The organism is Acinetobacter sp. NigerLNRRAM0016 (assembly GCF_054112845.1).
This window is the reverse complement of record NZ_JBSYVT010000001.1, coordinates 144,418-161,094: the sequence shown is the minus strand read 5'-3', so window position 1 is coordinate 161,094 and position 16,677 is coordinate 144,418. Positions and strand designations below refer to the sequence as shown.

Genomic DNA, 16,677 nt, shown 5'->3' with positions numbered 1-16,677 from the left:
CGAATACGACATGAAAATCAGCCAATTTGTCATGAAATTATACAAAGATCTGCAAAAATGAACTTTCGGCTTGTTTTATACTGAAACAAAACAACGGCTTTAAAAAAGACCGAACTGATATTAATCAACTGATGGCGAGACAAAAATGGCAAAACAACAACTAGAACCAGCCTTGGTAGATGAAAGCCAACTGTCACTCGATTTAATTGATGCGCAATACGCCTTAAAAGACACCAAAGATCAGCCCAATGCCAAAAGTTTAGTGGTGTTAGTCAGCGGCATCGAGCTGGCGGGCAAAGGGGAGTCGGTGAAGCAATTACGGGAGTGGATGGATCCGCGTTATTTGCGCGTCAAAGCCGATGCTCCCGTAATGTTTAATAATACCCAAACCTTTTGGCAGCCTTATGCACGCTTTATTCCCAGTGAAGGGCAAATTGCGGTGTTGTTTGGAAACTGGTATGGAGATTTGCTCAGCACTGCCTTACATGTGTCACAGCCGCTGGATGAAACACTTTATGATGAATATGTCGACAACATGCGTGCTTTTGAGCAAGACCTGAAAAATAATCATGTGGATGTAATTAAAGTCTGGTTTGACTTGTCTTGGAAGTCGCTACAAAAGCGGCTGGATGAGATGGATGCCAGTGAAATACATTGGCATAAATTGCATGGTTTAAATTGGCGCAATAAAAAGCAATATGATCGCTTGCAGAAGTTACGTCAGCGTTTTACCGAAGACTGGATTATTATTGACTGTGAAGATGAGCAATTGCGTGATCAACAATTTGCACAGCATGTCTTAAGAGCGATGCAGCATTGCCCCGAGCATGTGAAGTCGGCACAACATAAATGGAAACAAGTTGAAATCCCGGCCATTCTGGAACAACCACCCACTCTTAAAATTGATAAGACCGAGTATAAAACCGAGCTAGAGCGGCTGACCCGTAAGGTTGCAGACACCTTACGTTTTGGTGAGCGCAATGTGATTATTGCTTTAGAAGGGATGGATGCTGCGGGCAAAGGCGGTGCCATTAAACGGATTGTGAAAAGTCTAGACCCGCGGGAATACGAAATTCACAGTATTGCGGCACCCGAAAAGTATGAATTACGTCATCCGTATCTCTGGCGCTTTTGGGGGAAAATATTACCCAATCAGAACATTACGATTTTTGATCGGACCTGGTATGGGCGTGTGCTGGTAGAGCGGGTTGAGGGTTTTGCCAATGAAGTCGAGTGGCAACGTGCTTATGAAGAAATTAATCGCTTTGAAAAAGATCTGACCGATAGTAATACCGTTGTGGTGAAAATTTGGCTGTCGATTAGTAAGGATGAGCAATATGCCCGTTTTAAGGAGCGTGAAGAAACACCGCATAAGCGCTTTAAAATCACGCCCGATGACTGGCGTAATCGTGAAAAATGGGATGAGTATTTGCATGCCGCAGCAGATATGTTTGAGCGAACCCATACCGATTATGCCCCGTGGTATATCGTTGCCAACGATGATAAATATGGGGCGAGGCTGGAAATTTTAAGAAGCATTTTGAAGCAACTCAAAGCCGAATAGTCTGGGCTGAGTTGCTTGCTGGAATCAGGCTTTCACTGGGTTAAGTTTAAGCAGTGGCTTGCAGGTTTTGCTTGTGTTGGATGGATTTGGCGAGTTTGTAGCAATCTTCCACATGTGCCTCAGCCACTTTTTTCATCACGAAATAGCCGAGACTTGCCGCCACCAGCTGACCTCCTAAGGGGATATATTTGGTCACTTGTTTGGTAATCATTTTAGATGCGACATTGTGCAATGAATTTTTCACCGCAGTACGTGCGACCACCAGACCTGAAAATTCAAATCCGCGTTTACGCAGTTCTTGCCAGTGAACTTGTTTAGTTTCCAAATCAAACACGCTGATTTGTTCAGGTGCAAGCCCAAAACGGGCATTAATTTCTGGAATCAGTTGCGACAAGATGCCAACATCAACCACCACATCGAAAAAAGGCACAGGAATGACGGCAGCACCCGCAGAAACATAGGCACGCTTTTGCACCAGTTCAAGGCATTCGGCGCGGATTTGTTCTAGATTTAACGAGGCATCAATTGAGTCGGGAATATTGTCTATTTTCATTGTCTAGTTTAAACCTTGTATCCATTTTTATATTGAAGCATCTTTAAGCATCGATTTTCAAAGTCATTTTTAAATCGATATTGTGCTATACCGTGACATAGACAGTACACCAAGTATAGTCAATAATCTTTATGCTTTTGTAGATTGTCGTTCATTTATCGTCGGAGAATAAATATTCATGGCCATTCACGTGATTCAAAGTCAACGGATTGATGTATTGTTACAGGCCATGTTGAAAACGGTAAAATCTCAAAGTCGCAATGCCTTGCAGGTGCTCAAAACCCAGCATTTTATTGTGCCATCACCAGCTGTAGAAGCCTGGTTGACCCAGCAGTTAGCAGAACAAAAAGGCATTAGTGCCAATACCCAGTTTCACCATCGCATTCGTGGTTTTCAATGGTCTGCCTATCAGTGGGTGCTGGATCAAGACAAAGAGCAGGTGCGTAAAGCCAATATTCCACGGATTATTATTAAATGGCGGGTCTATCAAGCCTTGCTGGCGTATATTCAGCCTGAACATTGCAGCTTAGATGCGGAACATCCCCTGACCCCGATTGTGCAACGCATTTATGCCAGTGCCGATCAACTGCAACAAGGCAGCGAAAAACAGCTGAAGAAGCAGCGCATGCTGTATTGGGTGGCAGAGCAGGTGTCCAAATTATTCAGCCATTACATGGAATATCGCGGGCATTGTCAGAAAAATTGTCCAGCTCATCAATGTTCCTGTCCGACCAACTGGTTGCAGCGCTGGGGCAATGATCAAGCCTTAGCCATTGAGCAGATGTTCTTTCAGACCAATACCGAAATTTCGGCCTTTACCCTGAATCAGGCACATGAACTAGAAGCATGGCAGCGCTGGCTATGGCAGGTGGTGTTTCATCAGGATTTTATGGAAATGCAGCAGATTGATGCGGCATTTTGGCAGACCTTGGGCAGTGTGGAAGCACCGAATGCAGCGGCACTAAAAAAATTGCCACAGCCCTTGGTGGTGTTTACCCTGCTGGACTTACCTCCAAGTCAGTTACAGTTTTTGCAGCGTTTGGGGCAATACCTTGATATTTACCTGTTGCACTATAACCCATCGCAGGAATACTGGGCAGACAGTGTCGATCCGAACTGGAAAGCACGTTACGACTTACGGGTTAAAGAGCGTTTTATTGCTAAAAATCCGCAAGCGAGTGATGCTGAAATTCAACAGTTTTTTCAGGATTTTACCCTGCATTTTAATGCCGAAATTCGTGAATCTCGCCATCCGCTGTTGACCCGCTTTGGCAAGCAAGCACGTGATCACTTTTCACTGCTTTCGGGACTTTCTTCGGGTGAAGATGGGGTTTGGGCAGATGTGTTCGTGGATGAATATCAGCCGACCTTATTGGGTAAAGTCCAGTCGGATATTCTGTATTTGGTCGAGCCTGAACAACATCAATTTGAGCTGGATGCACAGGATGATTCCATACAAGTACATGTCTGTCATTCCAGTTTACGGCAGTTGGAAGTGCTGAAAGAGCAGTTGATTGCATGGTTGGCACAGGGCAGTAAAGAACAACCTCGCCGTCCAAGCGATATTTTGGTGCTCAGTCCCAATTTAAAAGAAATTGAACCGCATATTCGCAGCGTGTTTGCACCGCCCGTGCGGGAACGTGAAGATGCGGGTGCCAGTTCGGGACGAATTAGCCAAGACAGTATTTATCTACCTGTGAAAATTGCAGGCGTAACCCAACTGGATGCAGCCAATGCTTGGCGTGCGGTGTTGGGACGCATGCAATTGACCCAAGGACGCTTCCGTCTGGATGACTTTGCTGACTGGTTGAGTTTGGCGGCCACGCAGCAATGCTATGCTTTAGACATGAATGCCGTCGAACGCATGTTGGAGCTGCTGGAACAAGCGGGCTTTAAGCGTGGACTCGATGCAGCACATTTGGCTCTTAGTCTGACCGAAGGTGATTGCGATTACCGCTTCAGCTTTAAATTTGCGCTGGATCGTTTGGCTTTGGGCATCGCCATTCCAGAACATACTCTGTTTGCAGACACCCTGAGTTTTGCCGAGGTGATGCCGAGCGATTTTGAGCTGATCGCGAAGTTGATTCAGATTTATCAAGACTTGGATGCGCGCCGTGATTGGTTGCTGGCACATGAACAACAGCAGCCCAAACAGGTTGAGCAATGGCTGAAAATTCTGATGCAGGAAGTCGCGGAATTTGAGCAGGCGGGCGTCGACGTCTTGACCACAGTTGCACAAATTATTAAAAAACAAGAACGCATGCTGACCTTGTCTAACTTCTATGAAGGGCAGGATCAATATGGTCTGGATCAGTTAAGTTTGCCGTTGGCGTATTTGCTGGATGAAATTCAAACCACCTTGGATGCACAGCTGGATCAGGCGGAACCGACGGGACAAATTACCTTTAGCCAGTTGGGGCAGATTCGTCCGATTCCGTATCGCCTGATTGTGATGCTGAATTTGGACAGTGGCAAGTTCCCAAGTCGCAATCAACATTTACCTTTTGATTTGATGGATATCTTGAAACCGCAATTGGGCGATCGCTCGCGTTTAGAGGATGATCAAGGGGCATTCTTGGATGCCTTGCTGCTGGCTCAGCAAAATTTGTGGCTGTTTTATAACGGTTTTGATGTCAATGATGGTGAAGTGCGTGAGCCATCTACCGCCTTGCAGGAACTGATTCAGCATTTGGCGTTGATTACCCAGAAAAATGAAGTGGAAGAACCGATCCAGAATCTGCAAGGCTTAGATGTACCTGTACAATTGAATACGCTGTATCAGATTCATCCCTTACAGCCTTTTGATGTTGCAGGATTTACCCAGCCGAAGCCGACCCGCTTTCAGGATCATTGGTATCGGGTGGCACAACAGATTTCGGCACCAACGGGGCAACGTCAGGCATGGCAAGATAGTCCTTATCTCGCGACGCAAAGTGATTTTTTGAGTCTGCAAAGCCGACAATGGATTCAGGATGTCTGCTTCCCCGCGCGTCTGTATCTGAAAACCCTTGGGGTGGAAAACTTAAAACCTGAAGACTTGCCCGATGAAGTGGAACCTCTAGTTTTAGATGGTTTGGGACGTTATGCGGTGCGCCATTTCTTGCAGCAGCAAGGACAGTCGACCCAACCCGAACTGCTCTTGGATCAATTGCCTGTAGGTAAAATGCAGCAGGCGGCATGGCAAATCAGTGTGATTGAGCAGCAACAATTACAGGCACGTTTGCAGCGTTATGCGACAGAGGTCACGCCTGTCACACAGCAGCTCTGGAATATGGATGCAACGATCCAGTTTCAGATTAGCGTTCCCGCGCAATCAACGCAGCAATGGGTCAGTCTGGAAGCATCGAGTGTCCGTGCCAAACGACGGGTGCAACTCTGGCTGGAATATCTGTTCTGGCTGGCACATGAAAACTTGGGTCATGCTGGACAGGACTTGGCGCGATTGGTGGTGTTTAGTGACCAGACCGTATTGTGTAGTGGGGTGACTTCCCATCAGGCACGAGAATATTTGAGTGTATGGTTTAAGTTGTGGCAACACGGACAAACCACGCCTGTGGTGTTACCTGCGGCGTTACTGTTTAAAGCGGCAGAAAAAGGCAAACAGCTGGAATGGCAGCCGGATGAACAAGGACGACCTCAGATTAAAGACTGGGACAGTTTGCTAAAAGACTGGCAGGATGATGGACGTTTTGCAGGTTTCTCCGTACTGGACAATGAAGCCAGTCAACAGCATCGGGATTGGCAGTTTATCCTGCAACAGCAAGATAGTACTGCGCTGTTGGCACAAGCCTGTCAGCAATATGCCTATGACTTATATGCCCCGATTTTTCAGTATCAACAATTGATCAAGGAATAATGCAGATGATCACATTAACTCCACCTGCTTCAATTTCTTATCATCCCATTGTAGATATGCAATTTAAAGGGCTGCACTGGATTGAAGCTTCCGCGGGCACAGGCAAGACCTTTACCTTGTCCAGTTTGATGGTGAGGATTTTCTTGGGCGATTATCTGCCGAATCAGGTGATTGCCACGACCTTTACCCGAGCTGCAGCGGCGGAGCTGAAAGGACGGATTCGCAGTCGTTTAGTCGATACCTTGCGTTATTTTGAAACCTGCCAAACGCTGACGCAATCCGAACTGCAACAGAAAATGACAGTAGAGTCGGATCCCTTATATCAAAAGCTATTGCAGGATTATGCACCGCGGGTCGACTATGCACGTGAACGGCTGAAATTGGTGATTGATCAACTGGATGAACTTTTTGTCGGGACCTTGGATAGTTTTAGTCAGAAGTTACTGCGCGAATTTGCCTTTGAAAGCGGCAAAATTGAACGGGCAGAAATTACCGATGATGCCAAACAATATACTCAGCAACTGATTCACGATGTACTACGCGAATGGATTCAGCAGCAACCACAAAATATTTTGGACTATCTGCTGCTCAACAAGAAATTAAAGTCGCAGCAGGCTTATGTGGCGGTGGTGGAAAACAGTCTGAATTTTGCCTCTGCACATTTTCAGGCAGTGGCTGCTCCCGAAGTCGATGTGGACGGTTTTAATCAGCAAGTTGAATATTTGTTGGGGCTAGACTGGAGTCGAATTGCTGAATTGGCCGATTACTATGCTGCCGATGGTGCACATTTTAAATTGCTGGCAAAAAAATGGCGCGATGACCAAAAACTACAGCAACTCTTGACGCTCAAACTGCCTGAATTGTTAGAAGTATTAAAGCAGCAAGGCAGCTATGCCTTATTCGCGCCTTTATATGCCGAAACCCTGAAAAATCTGAGTGATGCAACGAATAAAGTATTAAACAAATGCCCTGATGAGGTCTTGCAAGGCTTTCAACAGCATGCGCTGATCCGTGAACTCACCGCATTTATACAAAGTCTGGACAAGCTCAGTTTTGACCTAGACACGCTGGATAGCTATTTGCAGTTCTATCTGGCATCGCAAGTGAAGAAACGTTTGCCACAAGTCTTGCAGCAAAAAGGTGAAACCACTTTTTCCCAGCAAATTCGTACCTTGGCTGATGCCTTGCAAGATGCGCAAGGCGCACGCTTTGCCCGTTTTGTCCAAGCCCGTTATCCCTTAATTTTGGTGGATGAGTTTCAGGATACCAATCAGGATCAGGACAATATGCTGGCACGCATCTGGCGCGATGCAGGGCATTATGCCAAAGGCTGCATGATCATGGTGGGTGATCCGAAACAGGCGATTTATGGCTTCCGTGGCGGCGATATGCTGACCTATAACAAAGCCCGTGTCGATGTGCTGAGCAAGCAAGGGCAATTATATAGCCTGAAATACAATCACCGCTCTGTGGCAGAACTGGTCACGGTGGTGGATGCCTTATTCCAGCGTCAAATCCAATTTGGTGAAGAGGTCGAATATAGCCCTGTTGAGGCAGGGCCTAGACTCCATCCAGTTTTGGTCGATGCACAAGGTCAAAATCTTCAGCCGTTGCGCTGGCTGATGCTGCAAGACAAGAAAGATGAATTTATCCAAGTGGCATGGAAAATTCGTGATTTGTTGAATCAGGGGATTCAGCAGCAACTGTATTTGGCTGAAGCAACAGGTAACCGTGGTATCGATGAAAATGATATTGCGATTTTGTCCAAAAACCATGATGGACTGGATAAGGTGCAATATGAGCTTGAGCGTTTGGGAATTCGGGTGAATCGACCTTCCAAACGTAGTGTGTTTGATAGCCCCATTGCGCAGGATGTCGCGGCTATTTTGACAGCAATCATGCATCCTTTTGATGAAGCCAAGGTCAAGAGGGCTTTGCTGACACGCTTGCTGAATTATCAACTGAGTCAGTTGATGCAGTTGGAGCAACGTCCTGAAGGCTTAAGCCAGTTTATCGAGGATTTTGATTATATTCGGGAAATGTGGTTCAACACGGGCTTTTTAAGTGCCTGGCAATATGCTTTAAATCTGTTTAAGGCATGGTCGAATCTGGTGGCCAGCCAAAGTCGCGACAATGAACGCAGTGTGGTGAACTTACGTCATTTAACCGAATTACTGAGTCAGCACAGTGAGCATTTTCAGGGACCGCAGGCGCTTTATCACTGGTATCTCAGACAAATTCAAGCACCAAGTGAGCGTGAGTGGGAGCTGGAACGCAAACTGTCGAATGAGGCGGGCGTGCAGTTGATGACCATTCACCAATCCAAAGGTTTGGAGTTTAAGATTGTATTCCTGTTGGGCGCAGATAAAGATTTTCGGGAAATGAACAAGACCTTGAACTTCTCCACCCAGCAATTGCCCGATCCTGTGACAGGGCAACCCGAAATGCAGCGCGTGATTGCGGTGAATGACAAACACCTTTTGGATGACGTAGCGATTCAACAGCACAATGCGCGTGCAGAGGCAGAGCAGCATCGGTTGTGGTATGTGGCTCTAACCCGTGCTAGTCATCGAGTTTATGCTATGTTGCAAGATCAGGCGGGCAAGTCGACCACAGGGCTGGCATTCTGGCGTGGGCATGCCGATCAGGTTTTTCAGCACCCACATAGCACAGATGAAGCGGTATTAAGTGAGTGTCCTCTTGCACTGAAGCGTACACAAGATCAGCTGCAACCAGCGTTGTATGCCATCGAATTTCCGACACAGCGCTTTTATCCACGTGCTAAAACGAGTTTTAGTGCCTTGGCCCAGCATTTGAGTCGGCAGCAAGCACTGGACGCGCTCGCGGTACAGCGTGAACAACTACAAAGTGCCGCGGATGAAATCAATCTGGAAGCGATGGATCAACCTGAAGCAATTGCCCAACCGATCAGTTGGATCAAGCGTCAATTTCCGATGGGGACATTGGCAGGTAATTTTTTGCATGAAATTTTTGAACATATTGATTTTCAACAGCAACAGGACTGGAAAATCGAAGTTCGTCGCCGTTTTAAAAATGATTATCCAAGTTTGTGGAGCGCCTTGTGCGAGAAATATCAGCAAGACTTTCAGCAACTGGATGAAGAGCAGCTCTTGCTCTGGATGACCGAATGGTTGGCGCAGGTGTTGTCGACCCCATTACATCAACAGTTTTGTCTAAATCAGTTGAGTGCAGAATCTCATTTGGCAGAATTTCCATTCTATTTGGCCTTGTCCAATCATGTCTTGGCGATTAAACGCATACAGGACTTATATGCCGAATATGGCATTTTCATGCCTGAACTGAATGCTGCCAATTCCGCGCGCTATTTAACGGGTTCCATCGACTTGGTTTATTTTGATGGGCAGCGTTACCAAATTGCCGATTACAAAAGTAATTTCTTGGGTGCCGATATTGCCGATTACACGCCATCAAAATTACAGGAAAGCATGTCACACGCCAGTTACTGGTTGCAGGCGGGGCTGTATTTGGTGGCACTGCATCGTTATTTACAAGTGCAGTTGGAAGATTACGACATTCAAAAACATTTGGGCGGTGCCAGCTATCTGTACTTGCGCGGCATGCGTGGCGATGCGCAATATGGGGTCAACTATTGGTGCCCTGATGCAGAATTTATTCTGCGTTTGGATGCATTATTGGGCTATTTTGCTGAAGAGCATGTTCATAAAAGTGCATAAGTAGCGCTTACTCCGATGTAAAAACAATGAATTAGACTGTGGATAACTTTGAGGATAACTGTGTGGAAAACAAGCAGGAACAGCCATTGAATGCCGAATGGATCAAGTCGTGGAGCCAATACATTCAGCAGCCTCCTTTTTGTGCAACACCCAATCTACAGGCAGATGCTGTCGTCCAGTCGGTGTTCGAAGCGATGTTGCAGGGCAATAGTTGTGTGCCTGTTGAGGCAAATGCCCTGCAAAATCTAGGTCACTTGGCAGTCAGTGTGGGCGAAGTGTCGAGTCGAGTAGCGCCTTTTATTTACGACACGCAGTATTTATATCTCTACCGTTATTGGAAACAGGAAGATACGCTGGCACGACATGTAGCACGCTTACAGCAACAAGCCGTCGCAATGGTTGATCCGCAAGCTTATGCTACTTTGCTGAGTGACGAGCATCAGCAACAGGCACTGCGTATGGTGTGTCAGCAAGCCTTGAATATTATTACGGGTGGACCAGGCACAGGCAAAACCTATACCTTGGCACGTATTATCGCAGCATTGAATCAGTCATTACCCAATTTACGCATCGCCATGGCAGCCCCGACAGGTAAGGCAGCGCAGCGCATGAAAGAAGCCCTGCAAAAAGCCTTGAATGATGAAAACCTGCAAACTTTGGTCACTCCAGCATTAAAGCAATTAAACCCGGTTACCTTGCACCGTTTGTTGGGGCTGGGGCATTCCGCACGACCTCGCTATGATGCCACACAGCCTTTACCTTATGATGTAATTGTGGTGGATGAAGCGTCTATGCTGGATTTGAATCTCGCCAGCATGTTGTTTGCTGCTGTACCCGATCAGGCGCGACTGATTCTCTTGGGTGATGCCAATCAGTTGGCGTCGGTTGATGTCGGGGCGGTGCTGGCAGATTTGCAACAAGTTCCTGCGTTGCAGGGCAATCGGGTGCATTTACAGACCAGTCGACGTTTTGATGGAGAAGCTTTGATTGGACAAATGGCTGCATTTATTCAGCAGCCTCCTGAAGTCACTTCTTCTCAAGCGTTACTCGAGCAGTTTCAGCAACAAGTGGTTGCTCCGACCGAACTGCAAACTGTGCCACTGCTAGCGAACATGCCGAATGTGTTGCAATTGGAGTATTTCGCGGAGGAGGTTCAAGTCACAGAGCCGTATTACGATAAACTGATGCTGGGCTATCAGCGTTATATTGAAGCCTTGAAGACCCATTTGAGTGCTGAAGATCCTGAAGTGTCTATTCCGCATGTCATTCAAGTTTTTGATGATTATCGCATTCTCACGGCTATTCGCCACGGTGCATTTGGCTTAAAGCAACTCAATCAACAGATGGAGCAGCGCTTACTGCATGGGCTGAGCCGCTATACCGCCAAACAAGGTGATTGGTATGTCGGGCGTCCTGTGATGATGACCTACAATGATTACCAGTTGGGACTCTCGAATGGTGATATCGGCATTTGTTTTAAGCGGCAACGTCAGGGGCAGACCCAGTTTGAGGTTTACTTCCCAAGTCTGGAGAAATGGGTGCTGGCAACTCGTTTACCCAAGAACATAGAAACCGCTTTTGCGTTGACCATTCATAAATCACAGGGTTCGGAGTTTACCCATACCGCTGTGGTATTAGATGCGCAAGCACAAAACTTATTGAGTCAGGAGTTGCTTTATACCGCCATTACTCGTGCTAAAACAGTGGTGAGTGTGCTGGCAGATCCTCAGGCACTGATGCAAGCTTTGTCAAAAAGAACCACTCGAGTCAGTGGAGTTTTAGAAAAAATAAAGGGTATTCTGTATTATTAATCTGTACTACATAATGTGTGACTTTGTACGAAAAAGCTTACATTGATTCGAGATATTTGCGCATAGAGCTTTGATTCGGTTTCTGAGAAGATGAGTTCACATAAAGAGCACAACAAGGAACGTTGAGCCATAATCGCAAAAGGATAATAACAAAGTCGGAATAGGACAGCGAACTTACAGTGAAGTAGGTGAAAGAGGAAACTTACAGCCGCTAAGCCTTGTAGTTTTGGGAGAGACTACAGGGCTTTTTTATTGCTGCGAGTTTTGTATGGTTTGCGGCATTCAACTTCTTCAATCTAGATCTGCACCGTTCAGCGGCTGTAAGTTTAAACGTACATCGTGTTAGGAAAAATACCTCTAGTCTTCTTTTTTGATTGTGGCAAAATGTTACACATAAGGACATCTTGGTGGAAACAAGGACTGTTTGCACAATAAGCGCATAATGCGCAACAATAAGAACAATGATAAAAATAAATATAAGAACTACAGCGCAATGAAAAAAGCCCAAGCTGAGCTTGGGCTTTTTTCTTTTTGCGATTATTGAGTTGGTGGATTGGCATAAAGTATCAAAAATGCACTTGTTTATATTTAGAGGTAATCGGTGTTTATTGATGTTTTATGAGAATTAACGCACGGTTTTTAGGGGTTTGTATCTGCTTGTAGGGGATCACTCAGCAGCTTTTGATTAGGCTTAAATTTTATTCTGCACTTGCCGCATTAAAACGCTGCTTGATTAAAATGTCGGTTGTGTATTCTGGCTTAAGACAAGCGGTCTATAGGATTTGTATCTCACTCCATATGACAATGTGGTGCTAATAGTTAAATGGATGTGAAAATGTGATTTATTATTCATTTTTTATTTTTAAATCCAAACCTAAGCAACATTTCATACCAAAGTTGTATGCGAGTGATTGAAAAGAAAAGTTTATTTATTTAGAAAATTTAAATAGTGCGCATATTTTGCAATCAGCACCGTTTTCCCTTAAAATATCGCTCTTGCTGTAGTGATGCACGGCAGTCAAATTGGTTTTGAAGAATCAGTTTGATTTGTATCAAATGTAACTTATTAAGCATCTCGGAGAAATCGAATGGCTTTAACAAACGCAGATCGCGCAGAAATCATCGCTAAATTTGCTCGTGCTGAAAACGACACTGGTTCACCAGAAGTTCAAGTAGCGCTTTTAACTGCTCAAATCAATGACTTACAAGGTCACTTTAAAGAGCACAAACACGACCACCATAGCCGTCGCGGTCTTATCCGTATGGTTAACCAACGTCGTAAGTTACTTGACTACCTAAATGGTAAAGATCACGGCCGTTATGTTGCTTTGATCGGTGCTTTAGGTTTACGTCGTTAATTCGATTGAAACTTTTATTTTCGGATTATTGCATGTTGAATGCTGTATTGCTGAAAACTAAAGTCTATCTAGCTACGTCTAGATAATGGGGAAGGGGCGAATGTTTCGCTCCTTCTTTGTGTTTAAAAATGGTGTATCTAGTGAGGTCGGCTTCTAAGCTTTGTCATTTGCACAAACTTTAGGTTGTGAATGCCAAACCTTAGGGGTCTCCACTAGAATAAAATCAGGAAAGAAAAATATATGTCGATGTTTAATATTGTTCGTAAAGAATTCCAATATGGTCAGTACAATGTAGTACTTGAAACAGGTCGTGTTGCACGTCAAGCAAATACAGTTTTAATCACCATGGGTGGTGTGACTGTATTGGTTGCAGTTGTGGCTCAACCGACTGCTAAAGCGGGTCAAGACTTTTTCCCATTGACTGTGAACTACCAAGAAAAACAATATGCAGCGGGTCGTATCCCTGGCGGTTATGGCAAACGTGAAGGTCGTGCTTCAGAAGCTGAAACTTTAATTTCACGCTTAATTGACCGTCCAATCCGTCCGTTGTTCCCAGAAGGTTATTACAACGAAATTCAAGTTACAGCAACGGTTGTGTCTTCTGACAAAACGATGGATGCTGACATTGCTGCAATGCTTGGTACTTCTGCTGCATTGGCAATTGCGGGTACACCGTTCCGTGGTCCAATTGGTGCTGCACGCGTTGGTTTAATCAACGGTGAATATGTTCTTAACCCGAACTTCGAACAAATGGCGCAATCTGACCTTGACTTAGTGGTTGCAGGTACAGAATCAGCAGTATTGATGGTTGAATCAGAAGCGAAAGAACTTTCTGAAGACCAAATGTTAGGCGCAGTGCTTTTCGGTCATGACGAAATGCAAATTGCTGTACAAGCAATTAAAGAATTTGCTGCTGCTGCGGGTGCAACAGAGTCTACTTGGACTGCACCAGCGAAAAATGAAGACCTTCGTACTAAATTGAAAGAAGCATTTGAAGCGAAAATTTCTGAAGCATATACCATTGCAGTTAAGCAAGACCGTTATGCAGCATTAGATGCAATCCAAGCAGAAGCTGTTGCACAGTTCGTTCCTGAAAATGACGAAGCGGGTATTGCAGATGACTTGAACGAATTGTTCGAAGATTTGAAATACCGCACTGTACGTGACAACATTTTGTCGGGTAAACCACGTATCGATGGTCGTGACACCAAAACTGTACGTGCATTAGACGTACAAGTAGGTGTTTTAGGCCGTGCGCACGGTTCTGCATTGTTTACACGTGGTGAAACTCAGGCGTTGGTAACAACAACTTTGGGTAATACACGTGATGCCTTGATGGTTGATACCCTTGCAGGCACAAAAACTGATAACTTCATGTTGCACTACAACTTCCCTGCATACTCTGTAGGTGAAACGGGTCGTGAATCTGGTCCTAAGCGTCGTGAAATCGGTCACGGTCGTTTGGCGCGCCGTGGTGTACAAGCGGTTCTTCCAGCGGCTGATCGCTTCCCGTACGTGATCCGTATCGTATCTGACATTACAGAGTCGAACGGTTCATCTTCTATGGCTTCTGTATGTGGTGCTTCATTATCACTTATGGATGCAGGTGTTCCATTGAAAGCACCAGTTGCGGGTATCGCAATGGGTCTTGTGAAAGAAGGCGAGCGTTTCGCAGTACTTTCTGACATCTTAGGTGACGAAGACCACCTTGGCGACATGGACTTTAAAGTAGCAGGTTCTGCCAACGGTATTACTGCACTTCAAATGGACATCAAGATTGAAGGGATCACTGAAGAGATCATGGAAGTTGCGTTAAACCAAGCGTATGCAGGTCGTATGCACATCCTTAACGCAATGAACCAAGTGATTTCACGTGCACGCCCTGAAATTTCAATGCATGCGCCGACATTCCAAGTCATCAACATCAACCCAGACAAAATCCGTGACGTGATTGGTAAGGGTGGTGCAACAATCCGTGCCATTACTGAAGAAACTAAAGCGGCGATTGATATCGAAGACAACGGTACAGTGCGCGTATTTGGTGAAACTAAAGCGGCTGCACAAGCTGCGATTGCAAAAATCCAAGCGCTGACTGCTGAAGTTGAGCCAGGTACAATTTACACAGGTAAAGTGATTCGTATCGTTGAATTCGGTGCGTTCGTAAACATCCTTCCGGGTACTGACGGTTTACTTCACATTTCACAAATTTCAAATGAGCGTATTGCCAACGTTGCAGACGTATTATCTGAAGGTCAGGAAGTGAAAGTACAAGTTGCGGATGTTGATAACCGTGGTCGTATTAAATTGACGATGAAAGATATTGAGCAAGCTTAATCTACTGCGCTTAATCTGAAAAAGAGCCTGCTCAAATGAGTGGGCTTTTTTATGCCTGAATTTTAGGAATAAAGATAAATAGAGAAAGTTTGTGGTGAAATTGCGATAAAAATGAATCTATTCAGTTGAATGCAGTACACTCGAAGCCATGAAATGAATAACAAGATTGACGGAATAGAGTGACGAGATAGATGCAGAGTTACTATTTTTATCAACATCCGACCGATGCTTATCTGTACGTGCAACAACAGCCCTTGCAAGAGATTGAACCTGAATTTATCTGGGTCGACAGCACGCGTGATGATGTGGTGAATCATGCCGAACACTGGCAAAACCAAATCTTTGAACTGACCGGCATTAGCCTGAATGAATTCCATCTTAAGGATATTTTGAATCTGGAACATCCCTGTGCTTTCGATGCCATGGAAGATTATGACCTGTTGATTTTCCGTAAATTGATTACACCCGATGACAAAATTCAGGTCGGAGAGCAAGCCTTAGAACAGCATGAACGTTTTTTCGGACTGTCGACCACACCCATTAGCTTTGTCTTGACCTCACAAGTATTGATTACGGTGCGGGAACAGGGGAATCAGGTGGTGGAGCAATACATTGAACGGATCAACGCGATTGCAGCCCGTGCGTTGGATGAGCAAAACAAGCCGCGTAAATTGTCGCATAGCCCTTTAGATTTAGCGTTGCGCCTATTGAACGCCATGGTGGATGGTTACTTGGATTTGCGAGTGCCCTTAACCAGACGGGTGGAATATTGGCAGCAGGAACTGTTACAAGGACATCGTCGCTTTACTAGATGGAATCAGTTGTTGCAAGAGAACATGGCCTTTCAGCAAATCGAGAATTTGTGTGAAGAACAAATTGAAGTCCTGCAAGAATTACGCGATGAAATTGTGGAAAACTATTCCCACTTAAAACCGAAAAAGCGCTCGGAAAAACGCGATATTGTCTTGGTGCGTACCGATGATTTGGTCAGTCATGTCGAGCGCATTCAAAAACACACTACACGCTTACGCAGTGCGGTGCAGGCAGCGATTGAATTGCATTTCTCTGCGATTGCCAATCAGACCAATGAAAACATGCGCATCTTGGCGATTATCACCGCTATTTTTGCGCCACTGACCTTGCTCACGGGGATTTATGGCATGAACTTCGAGTTTATTCCAGGGCTGAAATCTCCGATTGGGTTTTGGATCATGTTGATGGTGATGCTGGTGACGACCATCTGGTTGATTCTATATTTCTATCGTCGCCATTTGGTTGGACGAGGAGAAAAAAGCGTGATTGATATGCTGGCACAGCAACATCAGGACCAGCATGTGGGTTTGTTGTGGTTCTTGGATTATGAACCGATCAAGCAAGGCGTCAAAGTCACCTTAAAAGAAGTGGAAAAATTGACCAAGTTAAAATAATCACGATCAAATACAAGAAGATGTCATTAAAATGACATCTTCTTTTTTTATGCTTGAT

At 45.2% G+C, this 16,677-nt stretch carries 8 protein-coding genes; 7 read left to right on the top strand and 1 reads right to left on the bottom strand.

The genetic code is table 11. The features are described from left to right. The first annotated feature begins 145 nt into the window (after positions 1–145). Entirely contained in the window at positions 146–1,564 is a 1,419-nt protein-coding gene (gene pap, locus ACWQ4X_RS00770; protein ID WP_457902375.1) for a polyphosphate:AMP phosphotransferase, read from the top strand. A 46-nt stretch (positions 1,565–1,610) separates the two neighbouring features. Here the strand turns inward: pap and ACWQ4X_RS00765 are convergent, their stop codons facing one another. Continuing rightward, positions 1,611–2,117 carry a hypothetical protein gene (locus tag ACWQ4X_RS00765; protein WP_374529288.1) on the bottom strand — a complete coding sequence of 169 codons (507 nt, stop codon included), beginning with the start codon at positions 2,115–2,117 and terminating at the stop codon, positions 1,611–1,613. A gap of 178 nt (positions 2,118–2,295) precedes the next feature. Between ACWQ4X_RS00765 and ACWQ4X_RS00760 the strand changes: the two genes are divergently transcribed. From ACWQ4X_RS00760 to ACWQ4X_RS00735, 6 genes are all read left to right on the top strand, one after another. Then, positions 2,296–5,973 (top strand): exodeoxyribonuclease V subunit gamma, encoded by a 3,678-nt coding sequence (locus ACWQ4X_RS00760; RefSeq protein ID WP_457902374.1) that lies wholly within the window; start codon positions 2,296–2,298, stop codon positions 5,971–5,973. Positions 5,974–5,978: 5 nt separating this feature from the next. Next, positions 5,979–9,689 (top strand): UvrD-helicase domain-containing protein, encoded by a 3,711-nt coding sequence (locus ACWQ4X_RS00755; RefSeq protein WP_457902373.1) that lies wholly within the window; start codon positions 5,979–5,981, stop codon positions 9,687–9,689. A gap of 62 nt (positions 9,690–9,751) precedes the next feature. Continuing rightward, positions 9,752–11,500: an exodeoxyribonuclease V subunit alpha gene (gene recD / locus ACWQ4X_RS00750; RefSeq protein WP_457902372.1), complete on the top strand. Its 1,749-nt coding sequence runs from the start codon at positions 9,752–9,754 to the stop codon at positions 11,498–11,500. A 1,088-nt stretch (positions 11,501–12,588) separates the two neighbouring features. Next, the gene (rpsO, locus tag ACWQ4X_RS00745; RefSeq protein WP_004637724.1) at positions 12,589–12,858 is read left to right on the top strand and encodes a 30S ribosomal protein S15; all 270 of its coding nucleotides are present in this window, start codon (positions 12,589–12,591) and stop codon (positions 12,856–12,858) included. A gap of 246 nt (positions 12,859–13,104) precedes the next feature. Beyond that, positions 13,105–15,192: a polyribonucleotide nucleotidyltransferase gene (gene pnp, locus ACWQ4X_RS00740; RefSeq protein WP_171334019.1), complete on the top strand. Its 2,088-nt coding sequence runs from the start codon at positions 13,105–13,107 to the stop codon at positions 15,190–15,192. A 191-nt stretch (positions 15,193–15,383) separates the two neighbouring features. Continuing rightward, entirely contained in the window at positions 15,384–16,619 is a 1,236-nt protein-coding gene (locus ACWQ4X_RS00735; protein WP_457902371.1) for a magnesium transporter CorA family protein, read from the top strand. The last annotated feature ends 58 nt before the right edge of the window (positions 16,620–16,677 follow it).